Origin of the sequence: Paraburkholderia sp. Clong3, from assembly GCF_050436485.1 — a bacterium.
GTDB classification, from domain to species: Bacteria; Pseudomonadota; Gammaproteobacteria; order Burkholderiales; family Burkholderiaceae; genus Paraburkholderia; species Paraburkholderia tuberum.
Map to the genome: position 1 here is coordinate 619,582 of NZ_JBNDMH010000002.1, position 14,575 is coordinate 634,156.

The 14,575-nt window shown below is 65.2% G+C and carries 11 protein-coding genes; 4 read left to right on the top strand and 7 right to left on the bottom strand.

The genetic code is table 11. The annotated features are described in order from the left end of the window. Positions 1-16: 16 nt before the first annotated feature. Positions 17-2,278, top strand: a complete 2,262-nt coding sequence (locus OKW30_RS07210; protein WP_429346377.1) for an ATP-dependent DNA helicase — start codon at positions 17-19, stop codon at positions 2,276-2,278. Between the two features lie 192 nt (positions 2,279-2,470). On the opposite strand, the gene OKW30_RS07215 is transcribed toward OKW30_RS07210, so the two are convergent. Both OKW30_RS07215 and OKW30_RS07220 read right to left on the bottom strand, forming a co-directional pair. After that, positions 2,471-2,704, bottom strand: coding sequence for a hypothetical protein (locus OKW30_RS07215; RefSeq protein ID WP_429346378.1), 234 nt, complete (start codon positions 2,702-2,704; stop codon positions 2,471-2,473). Between the two features lie 231 nt (positions 2,705-2,935). Continuing rightward, positions 2,936-4,189, bottom strand: a complete 1,254-nt coding sequence (locus OKW30_RS07220) for a cupin domain-containing protein (RefSeq protein ID WP_184067658.1) — start codon at positions 4,187-4,189, stop codon at positions 2,936-2,938. 32 nt (positions 4,190-4,221) lie between these two features. Between OKW30_RS07220 and OKW30_RS07225 the strand changes: the two genes are divergently transcribed. Further along, positions 4,222-4,764, top strand: coding sequence for an FKBP-type peptidyl-prolyl cis-trans isomerase (locus OKW30_RS07225; RefSeq protein WP_429346379.1), 543 nt, complete (start codon positions 4,222-4,224; stop codon positions 4,762-4,764). Here the strand turns inward: OKW30_RS07225 and OKW30_RS07230 are convergent. The 4 genes from OKW30_RS07230 to OKW30_RS07245 form a co-directional block, all read right to left on the bottom strand. Further along, positions 4,744-6,195: a hypothetical protein gene (locus OKW30_RS07230; RefSeq protein ID WP_429346380.1), complete on the bottom strand. Its 1,452-nt coding sequence runs from the start codon at positions 6,193-6,195 to the stop codon at positions 4,744-4,746. The genes OKW30_RS07225 and OKW30_RS07230 overlap by 21 nt on opposite strands. After that, the gene (gene mutS, locus OKW30_RS07235; RefSeq protein WP_187626686.1) at positions 6,161-8,848 is read right to left on the bottom strand and encodes a DNA mismatch repair protein MutS; all 2,688 of its coding nucleotides are present in this window, start codon (positions 8,846-8,848) and stop codon (positions 6,161-6,163) included. The genes OKW30_RS07230 and mutS overlap by 35 nt, the downstream gene beginning before the upstream one ends. 208 nt (positions 8,849-9,056) lie before the next feature. Further along, the gene (gene lplT, locus OKW30_RS07240) at positions 9,057-10,355 is read right to left on the bottom strand and encodes a lysophospholipid transporter LplT (protein WP_429346381.1); all 1,299 of its coding nucleotides are present in this window, start codon (positions 10,353-10,355) and stop codon (positions 9,057-9,059) included. Positions 10,356-10,568: 213 nt separating this feature from the next. After that, entirely contained in the window at positions 10,569-11,372 is an 804-nt protein-coding gene (locus OKW30_RS07245) for an inositol monophosphatase family protein (protein ID WP_429346382.1), read from the bottom strand. A gap of 407 nt (positions 11,373-11,779) precedes the next feature. Here OKW30_RS07245 and OKW30_RS07250 point away from each other — a divergent pair, with 407 nt between their 5' ends. Both OKW30_RS07250 and cysE read left to right on the top strand, forming a co-directional pair. Continuing rightward, on the top strand, positions 11,780-12,610 hold the full coding sequence (locus tag OKW30_RS07250) for an RNA methyltransferase (protein ID WP_184067673.1): 831 nt from the start codon (positions 11,780-11,782) through the stop codon (positions 12,608-12,610). A 249-nt stretch (positions 12,611-12,859) separates the two neighbouring features. Next, entirely contained in the window at positions 12,860-13,705 is an 846-nt protein-coding gene (gene cysE, locus OKW30_RS07255) for a serine O-acetyltransferase (protein WP_429346383.1), read from the top strand. A gap of 45 nt (positions 13,706-13,750) precedes the next feature. Here the strand turns inward: cysE and OKW30_RS07260 are convergent, their stop codons facing one another. Next, on the bottom strand, positions 13,751-14,548 hold the full coding sequence (locus OKW30_RS07260) for a UDP-2,3-diacylglucosamine diphosphatase (RefSeq protein WP_429346384.1): 798 nt from the start codon (positions 14,546-14,548) through the stop codon (positions 13,751-13,753). Positions 14,549-14,575 lie beyond the last annotated feature (27 nt).

A 14,575-nucleotide genomic window follows, 5' to 3' on the forward strand; every position in this document is an offset into this window, starting at 1 on the left:
AGCAGGAACGCTTGCCTTGAATTTATCGCATGACACTTCATCCCGGGCCGCGCCGGACAACGCATCTGCTTCGGGCACGCCCGCGCCGCGCGCGGCAGCACCGGTGCCAGGTGTGTCGCTGAATCGGCGCCGCGCGAGCGAGCTCGACGACATCTTCGCCGACAACGGTCTGCTCGCACGGCAGATCGACGGTTATCGGCCGCGTGCGTCGCAGATCGAGATGGCGCGCGCGGTTGCCGCGGCGATGGAGGCGTCGGGCCGCGCGATGCCCGAGCCCGCGATGTTCGAGACGCAGAAGCGCCCGGCGCGGCGCCTGCAGCAGACCGGCGCTGAAGCCGTCTCTGAGTCGACCGGGAGCAACGCGCAAGCCGATGGCGTCGACGGTGGTGAGAATACGTTGATCGTAGAGGCGGGTACCGGCACCGGCAAGACCTATGCGTACCTCGTGCCGGCCATGCTGTGGGGCGGCAAGGTGATCGTCTCGACCGGCACCAAGCATCTGCAGGATCAGCTGTTCCAGCGCGACATTCCGACCGTGCGCGACGCGCTCGCGGTGCCGGTGTCGGTCGCGATGCTGAAGGGCCGCGCGAACTACCTGTGCCACTACTACCTGCAACGCACCGCGGACAACGGCCGTCTGCCGTCGCGCCAGGAGACCTCGTATCTGCAGGACATCGTGCGCTTCGCGAAGATCACGCGCACCGGCGACAAGGCCGAACTCGCGAGCGTGCCGGAAACGGCGCAGGTGTGGTCGATGGTCACGTCGACGCGCGACAACTGTCTCGGCCAGGAGTGTCCCCACTACAAGGACTGCTTCGTGATGCAGGCGCGCCGCGAAGCGCAGCAGGCCGATATCGTGGTGGTCAACCACCATCTGTTTTTCGCCGACATCATGCTGCGCGATACCGGCATGGCGGAGCTGCTGCCGACTGCGAATACGGTCATCTTCGACGAAGCGCACCAGCTGCCCGAAACCGCGACGCTGTTTTTCGGCGAGACGCTATCGACCGCGCAGTTTCTCGAACTCGCACGCGATTCGGTGGCCGAGGGCCTCGGTCACGCACGCGATGCGGTCGATTGGGTCAAGCTCGGCGCGACGCTCGAGCGCGCCGCACGCGACGTGCGGCTCGCGTTCAAGGAAGACTCGGTGCGTCTGTCGATCGGCCAGCTGCCCGACGATCACCCGCTGTTCGCCGCGCTCGAGACGCTCGAGGCCGAGCTCGACGCGTTGGCCTCGGCGTTGGCGGCCCAGGCCGAGCGAGCCGAATCGCTCGGCGCGTGTTTGCGTCGCGCGCGCGAGTTGCAGGACGTGCTGAGCGGCTGGACCACGCCACCCACGAGTGCAGAACGCGACGCGGTTGCGACCCGCGAGGGTGACGCCAGCGCGGAGCGCGCCGATCCGAATGAACAGGTGCGCTGGATCGAGGTGTTCTCGCACACGGTGCAGCTGCACGAAACGCCGTTGTCGGTCGCGCCGATTTTCGCGAAGCAGCGCGCCGGCGTACCGCGCGCGTGGATCTTCACATCGGCGACGCTGTCGGTGCGCGGCGACTTCACGCACTATGCGGCGCAGATGGGCTTGAACTCGAAGCGCTCGATGACATTGCCGAGCCCATTCGACTATCCATCGCAAGGGCTTCTGTACGTACCGCGCAATCTGCCACAGCCGTCATCGCCGATGTTCACCGACGCCGTGTTCGATGCCGCATTGCCCGCGATCGAAGCCTCGGGCGGCGGCGTCTTCATGCTGTGCACGACGCTGCGCGCGGTGGATCGTATCTCGGCGAAGCTGCGCGACGCGATCGAGTCGCGCGGCTGGGACTATCCGCTGCTCGTGCAGGGCGATGCGAGCCGCACCGAACTGCTCGACCGCTTTCGCGCCTACGGCAATGCGATCCTGGTCGGCAGTCAGAGCTTCTGGGAAGGGGTGGACGTGCGCGGCGACGCGCTGTCGCTGGTCGTGATCGACAAGCTGCCGTTTGCGCCGCCGGACGATCCCGTGCTGGCCGCGCGGCTCGACGCACTGACGAAGAAGGGCTTGAGCCCGTTCGCCGTGCATCAGCTGCCGCAGGCCGTCATCACGCTGAAGCAGGGCGCCGGCCGGCTGATTCGCGCGGAGACCGATCGTGGCGTGCTGATGATCTGCGATACACGTCTCGTCGATAAACCTTATGGCCGCCGCATCTGGCAGAGTCTGCCGCCGTTCAAGCGCACCCGCGAGATCGACGTGGTGCGTGAGTTCTTTGAGGAGAGCGCTGGGCCAGCGGCGCCGGTTTGATAGGGGATGTGTTCCACACATGCGACGAGCTCCGCAGCGGAAAGCGGCCCTGAATGACAAAACGCCACGGATGTGAATCCGTGGCGTTTTTCTTTTCCCGTTTGCGGCTCGCGCCGTTTCCGGCCAGCCTCCAAACGTTTCGTGCGCAGGCGCTGTAGCGGGAGCGCCGCTACAGCGCCGAACCGTTGCGGCTTACTGGCTTGCGCCTGCTGCCGGCGATGCTGCTTCAGCCGGCGATGCTGCTTCGGCCGGCGATGCTGCTTCGGCCGGCGATGCTGCAACTGCCGGCGATGCTGCTTCAGCAGGCGATGCTGCCGCCGGTGCGGACGCAGCTTCCGACGGTGCAGCAGCCTGATCGTTGCTCTTGTTGCATGCAGCGAGTGCCACAACTGCCAACAGGGATGCTACGAGGAGGGATTTCTTCATGATCACGTCCTTTTATGGTTTAAAGGTAAGCAACAGCGCAAAATAAAACCGGTAATGTGCTCCAACACCGACCTGGGCCGCTGGTGGAGATGCTCTTTTGACGAGCTGGAATCTTCCCTACGGCTTGGGCGGAAATTATATGCACTTTCGTACTGACAGTCGATAAATGCGGGTCAATACGTTGTCTTTCTCATACAAAATTTCACTGTACGGTATAACAGGCGGGCAGAGTTACGCAATCTCGCCTACCTGTATCCAGCCCGCACAATACCACTCGTGTAGCAGTGCTGTCACCGATGAATCGTGCGATAGTGTTACAAAGCGTTTCGCACTCATGCACCGCAGATTTGCGAGTTCAAACAGCCATTTTTTCGCGCCGGTCCACGATATTTCTTCTCCATTTACGAAGAAAAAACGTCGTTCATACAACAGGTTAGTCTTGCGATCGAGCCGTAGACCGGATCTCGACGCCGCGCCGATGAAACGGGCTTCGTTGAGCGGCCGTTGCGGCGGATCGAAGACGACACTCGGCTTGGGTTCGCTGAGGTACGTACCAAGGAACGACGCAATGTCCTGCTCATTCCATCGCACTTTAGCAAGCATCGCGCCCACCCGTTCGACGAGCGCCGCGGGCAACTCGGCCGGCTGTTCGACGGCGGCCTGCCGTGGGTCGCGATAAAGGGCGCCCGCCTTGCCCGTAGCCTCTCCGCGCTCGGCCAGGTGGTAGAGGAACTGCGCGGTCAGCTCGCTTTCGGAGGGCGCGCGAAAACCGATCGAGCAGGTCATGCATTCGCCCTCGGCGATGCCGTCGTGCGCGATGTGCGGCGGCAGGTACAGCATGTCGCCGGGCTCGAGTACCCACTCCTGTTCGTGCTCGAAGTGCTGTAAAACCTTCAACGGCAAGCCGGGTTGCAGCGTCAGATCTTTCTGCGCGCTAATGCGCCAGCGGCGCTTGCCTTTTACTTGCAAAAGAAACACATCGTAGGAATCGAAGTGCGGGCCGACGCCGCCGCTATCGGTCGCATACGAAATCATCAGGTCGTCGAGACGCGCGTCCGGCACGAAACGGAAACGGTCGAGCAACGCGCGCGCGCGGTCGTCGTGCAGATCCACGCCCTGCACGAGCAGTGTCCATGCGCGCTGTTTGACGGACGGCAGTTCGTCGGGCGCGAACGGGCCGTGCTCCAGCTGCCATTTGTTGCGGAAGTGCGTGATCAGGCGCGCTTCGACGTCGTCCCGATCGGCCAGCTCGAACAGCTCGTCGCGCGACAGCGGCGCTTCGATGTCCGGAATCGCCTGACGGATCAGCAGCGGCTTTTTCTGCCAGTAGCGGCGCATGAATTGCGACGGGCTCAGATGGCCGAGAAGTGCGGTCGGAACGTCGGGCGAGGGCGGAAGAATGGGCCGCGTGGCCGGCTTTGCAGCAGACGGCGAGTTGCTTGCCGAACCTGCATCGGCCGGGAGGTGAGTGGGCCGCCTGGGCATCGTATAATGTGAGTTGTATTTTGGAGAATCGAATGAAAATCGCAAAGAACACCGTCGTGTCGGTCGCCTACAAGCTGTCGGATGCGCAGGGCAATCTGATCGAGGAAAGCGAAGAGCCGATGGTCTATCTTCACGGCGGCTATGATGGCACGTTCCCCAAGATCGAGGAAGAGCTCGACGGCCACGAGGCTGGCTTCGAGACCCAGATCCAGCTCGAGCCGCAAGACGCGTTCGGCGAATACGATCCCGAGCTTGTGAAGATCGAGCCGCGCGATCGCTTCCCGGAACCGCTCGAAGTCGGCATGCAATTCGAAGGCACCCCCGAAGATGGCGACGAGGAAATCGATGCGCTGGTGTACGTGGTGACCGACGTCGCGGAAGACAAGGTCGTGCTCGACGGCAATCATCCGCTCGCCGGCATGGCGCTGCGTTTCGCGTTGACCGTCAGAGACGTGCGTCCGGCTACTGAAGACGAAATCCAGCACGAGCACGCGCATGGCGCGGACGGCCTCGAAGTTCTCGACGACGATGAAGACGAGGACGAAGAAGACAGATCAAAACCGACCCTGCACTGAGCTTGCGGGCATGCGCGGTGTCGTCGCGGGGGCAGACGGCACCGATGCGGGCAACGCAGGCGAGGCTGGCAGTATCGACCCCGGCGGCATCGAGATAGCGGGCCCATAGTCGCTGCCGCCCTGGTCGGACGGGATGCGCGGCTGCTGCTCCTGCGACTCTCCAGGCGTCTGCAATACGGGCGGCAATTCCGACGCCGGCCCGAAACCTTCCACATTCGGCATCTCCGGCGCAATCGGCATCGACGCGCCGGATTCGTCGCGCGGCGATGCGGGCGGCAAGACCGGCGGCGTGGTGGGCAGCGGCATCTGCTTCGGCACGTCGCGCACGCTGACTCTGAACGGCGGCTTCCTGCCGAAATCCGCTTCTATCTGAATCCATTGGTTGAGACGATCATGCGGCGCGAGCGCAATGCGCGTGAGGTTCGTCACGACCGTCCCCTTGTCGTTGCGTAGCGGCTGATCGATGACGAAACCGCCGGCCGGCCGGTCGTCGTCTGCATGAATGACGACCACGGGTCCGGGGAAAATCTGCGCGAGCTTGACCAGACTGCGCTTGAATTCCAGAAAGCCGTCGCGGCGCGAGCTATGTGCGAAGTGCAGCCAGGCGAACCGTTCGGGTCGCTCGTAGCGCTCCGGGTCGAAGTCGCCCTGAATGAACACGACGATCGCGCGCGCGTCGCGGCGCTTCGCGTATTCGGCCGCGTGCTCGAGCCAGAATGCGTTGGCGATCACGCGATCTTCGAACTCGCCGTTGCGGCCGCCCGCGCTCAGGTAGTGGTTGTTCGGACCCGGCGCGTTCAGACCGATGAAGACGATGTCGCCAGCTTTGTCGTTCGCTTTGTCGTTCGTTGTTTCGTTGACCACCCAGCGCACGTTTTCACGGAACGGGCGGAAGCGCGACACCTCGCTCTCGCGCGTCAACGCGATCGGGTTCTGCCCCATCGACGTTGGATCGGCGAACAGCGTTTGCCGCAACTGGTCGAGCCGCTCGACCGGATCGAAGCCGCCGCCTTCCGCCGTGCCGCAATCGACCCAGTCATGCTGGCCGGGGATAAAGAAGAGGGCAGTGCGCGAGCTGTCGAGCAGCGCGTGGCGGCGCTCGAATAGCGCGTCGCGGCAAACTTCCTTTGGCCCCTTCAGATTGCCGTCGTAGACGATGAAGCGCACGTCGCGCTCGCGGCCGATCGCCTCGAGCAGCCGTTGCGTGGCGGCTTCGTCGGCGGGGCTGTGCATCGTGCCGGAAATCACCGCGAACGCGAAGCGCGAGGCCTCGGCGTGCGCCGGCGCGGTCCATGCGCACACTGCCACGAGCACGACGATGCCGCCTGCCGGTGCGAGCACGTGGCGCAGCGCCGCGCGAAGCCCGCGCGGGCGCGGCGGCGGGTGTCCCGGCGTGTCAGTGGTCCGCATCCGGCGCGACGGCCAGTTCATGCAGTTCGTACAGCAGATCGAGCGCTTCGCGCGGCCGCAGATCGTTCGGATCGATGCCGCGCAGACGCTCGACGAGTGTCTGCATCGCGGGCGACGCAGGGGTTGCGTCGCTCGCCGCCTCGTGGTCGTCGTCCGCATCTTCGGCGAGCATGGCAGGCTGCGTCGCGAACAGATCGAGTTGCGGCGCGGGCTGCGCGGCCGATTGCTGCTCCAGATGCGCGAGATGCTTGCGTGCCGCGCGGATCACCGCGTTCGGCACGCCGGCGAGTTGCGCGACCTGCAGACCGTAGCTCTGATTGGCGGGCCCTTCGTTGACCGCGTGGAGGAACACGATGCCGTGCCCGTGCTCGACTGCCGACAGATGCACGTTGGCCGCGTGCGGAAACTCCGCGGGTAGTTGCGTCAGCTCGAAATAGTGCGTCGCGAACAGCGTGTAGCAGCCGTTGTGGGCGAGCAGGTGGCGCGCGATCGCCCACGCGAGCGCGAGGCCGTCGAACGTCGACGTGCCGCGGCCGATCTCGTCCATCAGCACGAGGCTTTGCGGTGTCGCGTCGTTGAGGATCGCGGCGGCTTCGGTCATCTCCACCATGAAGGTCGAGCGGCCGCCGGCGAGGTCGTCGGCCGCGCCGATGCGCGTGAAGATGCGGTCGATCGGTCCGAAGGCCGCGCGCCGCGCCGGTACATAGCTGCCCACGTAAGCGAGCAGCGCGATCAGCGCGGTCTGGCGCATGAAAGTCGACTTACCGCCCATGTTGGGACCGGTGATCAACAGCAGCTTGCGCTCGGTCGCGAGTGAGCAATCGTTGGCGATGAACTGCTCGACCTGCGCCTCGACCACTGGATGACGACCCTGCTCGATGTCGATACCCGCGTTCGCCGAGAACGTCGGCGCAACCCAGTCGAGCGCGCGAGCGCGTTCGCCGAGCGCGGCCAGCAGATCGAGTTCGGCGAGCGCGAGCGCAACGCGCTGACAGTCGGGAATGAACGGCAGCAACGATTGCAGCAACGCGTCGTACAGTGCGCGTTCGCGCGCGAGCGCGCGTTCCTGCGCGGACAGCGCTTTGTCCTCGAAGGTCTTCAGCTCGGGCGTGATATAGCGCTCGGCATTCTTCAGCGTTTGCCGACGGCGATAGTCGTCCGGCACCTTGTCGGTCTGGCCGCGCGTGACTTCGATATAGAAGCCGTGCACCTTGTTGTACTCGACGCGCAGATTGCTGATGCCGGTGCGCGCGCGTTCGCGTGTTTCGAGATCGATCAGGAACTGTCCACAGTTCTCCGAAATATCGCGCAGTTCGTCGAGCTCGGCGTCATAACCACGCGCGATGACGCCGCCGTCGCGCACCATCGCGGCCGGCTCTTGCGCGACCGCGAGCTTCAGCAAATCGGCGCACGCGTGCGGCGGTTCGAGCGCCGCGTCGATGCGCGCGAGCGAATCCGCGTTCGAGGCCACCGCCGCGAGCTGCGCGCGCAATGCAGGTAGCGCGATGAAGGTATCGCGCAGGCTCGACAGATCGCGCGGCCGCGCCGACAGCAGCGCGAGACGTCCGGTGATCCGTTCGATGTCCGAAATCTGCCGCAATGCGCTGCGCAATGTCTCGAGGTCGGCGCCCTGCGGCGCATCGAGCAACGCGCCGATCGCCTGCTGACGCGCCTGAGCCACCGCCGAATCGCGCGGCGGATGATGCAGCCAGTGCCGCAGCAGGCGGCTGCCCATCGTCGTGCAGCAGGTGTCGAGCAGCGAGCACAGCGTCGGCGATTCGGTGCCGCGCAGTGTCTCCGTGAGTTCGAGGTTGCGGCGCGTGGCCGGATCGAGGCCGATGTATTCGGATTCGTATTCGACCTTCAGGCTGCGCACATGGCGCAGTTGCTGGCCCTGCGTGGACGCCGCATACAGCAGCAACGCGCCGGCCGCGCCGCACGCGCAGCCGAGCGAATGCGCGCCGAAGCCGTCGAGGCTCGCGACTTCGAGCTGGTCGCACAGGCGCTTCGTGCCCGAGGTGATATCGAAGTGCCAGGCCGGTACACGCTTGAGCGCGCTGGCGTTGACAGGCGGTGTCCAGCTGGTCGAATCGGCGGTGGCGTCGGCGACCAGAATTTCCGCGGGACGGATGCGCTCCAGCGCGGCGGCGACCTGATCGGGCGCGACTTCGGCGAGGCGCAGCGCGCCGCTCGCGAGATTGAGCCACGCGAGACCGACGCTCGTGGCGACACCGCGGCGATTGTGCGCGACGCCCAGCGCGAGCAGATAGACGTCGCTCTTGTCGGACAGCAGCGCGGCGTCGGTCAGCGTGCCAGGCGTAACCACGCGCATGACCTTGCGCTCGACCGGGCCTTTCGAGGTGGCCGGGTCGCCGATCTGTTCGCAGATCGCGACCGATTCGCCGAGCTTCACGAGCTTGGCCAGATACTGTTCGACAGCGTGATGCGGCACGCCGGCCATCTTGATCGGATTGCCCGCCGACGCGCCGCGCTGCGTGAGCGTCAGGTCGAGCAGGCGCGCGGCTTTTTCGGCGTCGTCGAAAAAGAGTTCGTAGAAGTCGCCCATCCGGTAGAACACCAGCGTGCCCGGATGCTCCGCCTTGATGCGCAGGTACTGCTGCATCATCGGCGTGTGTTGTGCGACGTCGTTGGCCGCTGCGGTTTGAATACCCATCCTTCGTGTCTTCTTGCGGTAGATGCTCAGGGCGTGAGTTTAACCCGCCGGCGCGGCGAGCGGACCCTGGCCGAACGGACGATGCCCAACACAAGAGCTGAATGTCAGCATGACCTATTCGATCAAAGCGGGGGTTGCACGCCGTCGCGGCGGGTTACGGCCGTCGAGCCGAGCCTCGCGCTGTCATTGCTGGAGCACCGTGGTGCATTCATTCCTCGATCATCGCCCGCATGTCCACCCTGCGTTCGTTCGCCGCGCTGCGGCGTTTCGCGAGCCACATCAGCAGCGTGATGAAGGTGCCGAACACGACGATGATCCACTGCGCGGGCATCTTCGCCGTGAGCAGCAGCGCGTACACGCCGAGCATCAGCAGCACCGCGAGGTTCTGGTTGAAATTCTGCACGGCGATCGAGTGACCGGCCGACAGCAGCGTCGCGCCGCGATGCTGCAGGATCGCATTCATCGGCACGATGAAAAAGCCCGACAACGCACCGAGCACGATCATCAGCGGATAGGCCAGCAGAATGTAGTAGGGCGCGACGTGCGTGCCGAAGCGCAGGCCCGCGCCCGCCGGGAACAGGTCCTTGTTGTAGAAGGCCATCGCGATCGCCACCGCGCCCGTCAGCACGCCGACCGGCAACACCTTCAGCGAGTGGCGCAATGGAATCAGCGCGGCCGCGCCCGCCGCGCCGATCGCGATGCCGAAGCCGGTCACGCCTTGCATCACCGCCGCCTTCGACAACGACAGCCCGAGGTTCACGTTCGCCCATTTGAGCACCAGCAGCTGCATCGTCACGGCGGCGCCCCACATCAGCGTGGTCACCCACAGCGCGATCTGCGCGAGCTTGTCGGCCCACAGCACCCGGAAGCAGTGATGGAAATCGCCGACCAGCTTATTCGGCTCGGTCAGCCGGTTCGGATAGCGCGCGCCAGTGTCCGGAATGAAGATGTTGATCGCGGCGGCGATCGCGTAGGTGAGCATGACCGCGCCCATCGCGAGATCGGCGGCCGAGCGGATCAGCGGCATATGCGCACGCGTGACGAAATGCTCGAAGACGGTGCTGATCAGCGCACCGCCGAGCATCGTGCCGGCGATCGTCGACAGCACCGTCGCCGATTCGAGCCACGCGTTCGCCTGCACGAGCTTTCCGGCGGGCAGCAGCTCGGTGAGGATGCCGTACTTGGCGGGCGAATACGCGGCTGCGCCGAAGCCGACCACGCCGTAGGCGATCATCGGATGAACGCCCAGAATCATCATCAGGCAGCCGCTCGCTTTCAGCGCGTTGGAGATGAACATCACGTGGCGCTTCTGCATCGAATCGGCGAACGCGCCGACGAACGGCGCGAGCAGCACGTACGAGATCGTGAAAAAAATCTGCAGCAGCGGCGTAACCCACGCGGCCGAGCGCATCACGGAAAGCAGGGCGATGGCGGCGATCAACAGCGCATTGTCGGCCAGCGACGAAATGAACTGTGCCGCGATGATCGTATGGAAGCCTTTTTTCATGGGGCAGATTGGAGGCTGCGCCCGGGGCGAAAGTCGGGCAGGGTCAAAGCGGCATGGAGCAGGGAACGGTCCCGCCGGAGTACCGCCCCGAATAACTTCCCGCTTTTTAGCACGACGCTCCGCACACTGGAGCGCCGCCAACAGAAAAGCGGCCGAAGCCGCTTTTCTCTGCAACCGTTATGCGTTGCCGCGGACCGGCCGCGGCGGCGCACCTTACGCCGACTGCTGGCGCGTGCGGCTGTAGCGCGACAGGATCGGAATCATCTGCGCGTAGACCTTCGGGTTGCCCGCGACGACTTCGCCGACGTGCAGGAACTCCGAATCACCGGTGTAGTTGCCGACCAGGCCGCCGGCTTCGGTGATCAGCAGGCTGCCCGCCGCGACGTCCCATGCGTTCAGGCCCTGCTCGAAGAAGCCGTCCATGTGGCCGGCCGCGACGTTGGCCAGATCGAGCGCGGCGGCGCCCGGACGGCGCAGGCCGGCGCAGGCTTCGGTCATCTCGGCGAACTGACGGCCGTACGATTCGAGGCTGTCCTGCGCGCGGAACGGAAAGCCGGTGCCGATCAGGCAGTCGGCCAGGCGGTCACGCTTGGCGACGCGGATGCGGCGATCGTTGAGAAACGCGCCACGGCCGCGCGATGCGGTGAACAGATCGTTGCGGGTCGGATCGTAGACGACGGCCTGCGTGACGACGCCCTTGTGCGCGAGCGCGATCGACACGCAGTAGTAGGGGAAGCCGTGGATGAAGTTGGTGGTGCCGTCGAGCGGATCGATGATCCACTGGTATTCGGAATCGTGGTCCGACTTGCCCGACTCTTCGGCGAGGATGGCGTGATGGGGATAGGCGGTCTTCAGCGTTTCGATGATCGCCGCTTCGGACGCTTTGTCGACCTCCGTGACGAAATCGTTGTGCTGCTTTTTGCTGACCTGAATCAGGTCGAGATCGAGCGATGCGCGGTTGATGATCTGAGCTGCGCGGCGCGCGGCCTTCACAGCGATATTGAGCATGGGATGCATAAACTGATCCTTGTGCCGGGGCAGCACGGCTGCCGGCCGGTAAATAAGCGCGAAACTGCGCTGACGGGCGCCGCAACGACGCAAAAACAGCACGGAACGGCCGACCGGCTATCAAACCGGAGAGCATTCCGTCGACGGAGACGAATTGAATAAGAACGGTGCGACCGGTTCGACGCAAGCTTCAGCAAACGTCGGCGCCGGACGCGAAAAGCGGTATTTTACCTGAGTCCGGGCGCCCTCGCGCATGCTCGCTCACGTGCGGCTGATGTACCGCACAGGCGCCCGCCGGTGCCGGCCCGATGCTACGCCCTCGTCCGCGCGCGTGGCTCGCGCGTGCGTCTGATTCGGCATAGGTGCCCGTTGGCGCTACCATACGCGTCTTGAGTCCTAGCCAGCCGAGTTTCATCGTGGATCACACCCACCATTCCTCCGACCCCACCGTGGCCGATTTGCGCGGCGGCTTCACGTCGACGCGTTTCGTGCTGGTCGAGCCCAGCCATCCGGGCAATGTCGGCGCCGCGGCGCGCGCGCTGAAAACCATGGGCTTTTCGCGGCTCGTGCTCGTGTCGCCGCGCGTGCCGAACGTGCAGAACGACCCCGAAGCGATCGCGATGGCGAGCGGCGCCGATGACGTACTCGCCTCCGTGCACGTGGTGCCGTCGCTCGCCGATGCACTGACTGGCGTGCACTGGTCGATTGCGCTGACCGCGCGGCTGCGCGAATACGGTCCGCCGCAATGGACGCCGCGCGCGGCTGCCGCCGCCGCGCACGCAGAGGCGATGCACGGCGAGATCGCGCTGGTGTTCGGCAACGAGCGCACGGGCCTGTCGAACGAGGACGTGGAGCGATGCAGCGCGATCGCGCATATTCCGGCCAATCCGGCCTATAGCTCGCTCAATCTCGCGCAGGCGGTGCAGGTGCTCGCCTACGAGCTACGCACCGCGTACCTCGGCGCCGACGAAGCGAGCGACGGCGCACCCACCGCGGGAGCGCACGCGGCGCCGGCCGAATCCGCCGCTCCACGCGCGCAGATGGCGGCCAGCGACGAGATCGAGAGCATGTTCGCGCATCTGGAAAGCGCACTGGTCGCGCTCGAGTTTCTCGATCCGGCCAATCCGAAGAAGCTGATGTCACGGCTGCGGCGGCTCTTCGCGCGCTCGGGCCTCGAGCGCGAGGAGGTCAACATCGTGCGCGGCATCGCCAAGCACATCCTGCTCAAGACCAGACGGACCGGCTGACGGTTCGTTGACCAGCCCGTGACGGCGCACCTGATGCGCCGCCTTCGTCTGACGACAACCTTGCAGGTGACGGGGACTTCCGGCAGGTTTCGCGCAATCGCCCTACAATCCACGAAACGTTAGAAGCAAAGCTGCCGCCGTGCTAAGCGATGCCGTTAGCTATGGCGCGAAACGCAGAGTCCCGCGCATGCGCAAACCGCGCGGATTCGCTCACGCAGACGGTTTTCCCCCAACAATACAGTCCCTGCCATGTTCACGAGACTTCGCGAAGATATCGCCACGATCCGCGAGCGCGATCCCGCCGCCCGCAGCGCATGGGAAGTGCTCACGTGTTATCCGGGGCTGCACGCGCTCGTGCTGCATCGGATCGCTCACGCGTGCTGGCGCGCGAAGCGCCGCTGGCTCGCGCGTTTCGTGTCCCAGATGGCGCGCTTCATGACCGGCATCGAGATTCATCCGGGCGCGAGCGTCGGGCGGCGCGTGTTCATCGATCACGGCATGGGCGTCGTGATCGGCGAGACCGCGCAGATCGGCGACGACTGCACGATCTACCAGGGTGTGACGCTCGGTGGCACGTCGCTCACGCGCGGCGCGAAGCGGCATCCGACGCTCGAGCGTGGTGTGATCGTCGGTGCGGGCGCGAAGGTGCTCGGCGGCTTCACCGTCGGCGCGGACGCGAAGATCGGATCGAACGCGGTCGTGACGAAGCCGGTGCCGGCGCGTGGCACGGCGCTCGGCAATCCGGCGCGGATCATCGTGCCGGCCGCGGCGGCTGCGAACGGTGCGAACGGTGCGAACGGTGCGAACCCGAATGCGAACAACGCCGCGCGTGACGCGAAGCGCGGCAGCGAAATCAGCGCGTTTTGCGCATACGGCATCACGCCCAACGCGGACGATCCGGTTTCGCTCGCGATTCACGGTCTGATCGACCATGCGGCTACTCAGGCGCGACGTATCGATGAAATCGTCGATGCGCTCGAGCGGCTCGGCACGAGCCTCGAAGGTCTGCAAGGCGCGGATGCGGCGTTGCTCGATTTGCGGCGGCTATCGGCGGCGATCGCGGGGAAGGTGGAGGGGCTGGCGGGGGAGCGCTAGGTATCGGCGCCTCGGCAGCGCGAAGCGCACGCCGTATCCACGAGGTCAATCCAGCGGCAACGCTCGAATCCCGTCGGCATCGATCTTCAGATAGCCGCCCCGGCGCTCGCCGTGATCGAGATCCCAGTCGGGCAGAACCCAGCGCGTGCCGCCCGGCTCGCGATGCCGCGCGGGCAGATGGGTATGCCCATGAATGATCGTCGCGGTCTTCGATTTCCTGAACAGCGCGGCGACACCTTGCGGGGTCACGTCATACTTGATCGGCATCGGCCGCGTGCGGCCATGCTCGCTCTTCGAGCGCATGTTCTCGGCGAGCTTGCGACGCCAACGAAACGGCCACGCGAGAAACAGAATCTGCGCGAGTCGATTGCGCGCGAAACACCTGAACAACTGATAGCCGCGATCCGCGGTGCACAGACCATCGCCATGGGCGAGCGCAATGCGCGTGCCGAACGCGGTAATCACGAACGGATCGGGCAGCCAGATCGCGCCGGCCGCTTTCATGAAGCGCTTGCCCAGCAGAAAGTCGCGGTTGCCGTGCATGATGTAAAGCGCGATGCCGCGCTCGGACAGCGTGTGCAGCAGCGCCGCAATATGGGCGACGAACGGCTCGCTCAGCATGTCGTCGCCGACCCAGTACTCGAACAGGTCGCCGAGGATGAACACCGAGTCGGCCGCTTCCGCGCTCACGCGGATGAAATGCTCGAACGCGGCGACCGTGCGCGGAACCGCCTCGCTCAGATGCAGATCGGAGAGGAAGAAAAAAGGGCGCGCGGCGTGCGGGCGTTGGCCCTCGCCTGGTACGCCCGCGGCGACGCTTCGCAGCGGCGTCTCTTGCAGCATTGAAGGTGCCTGATTTCAGTTCAAAGG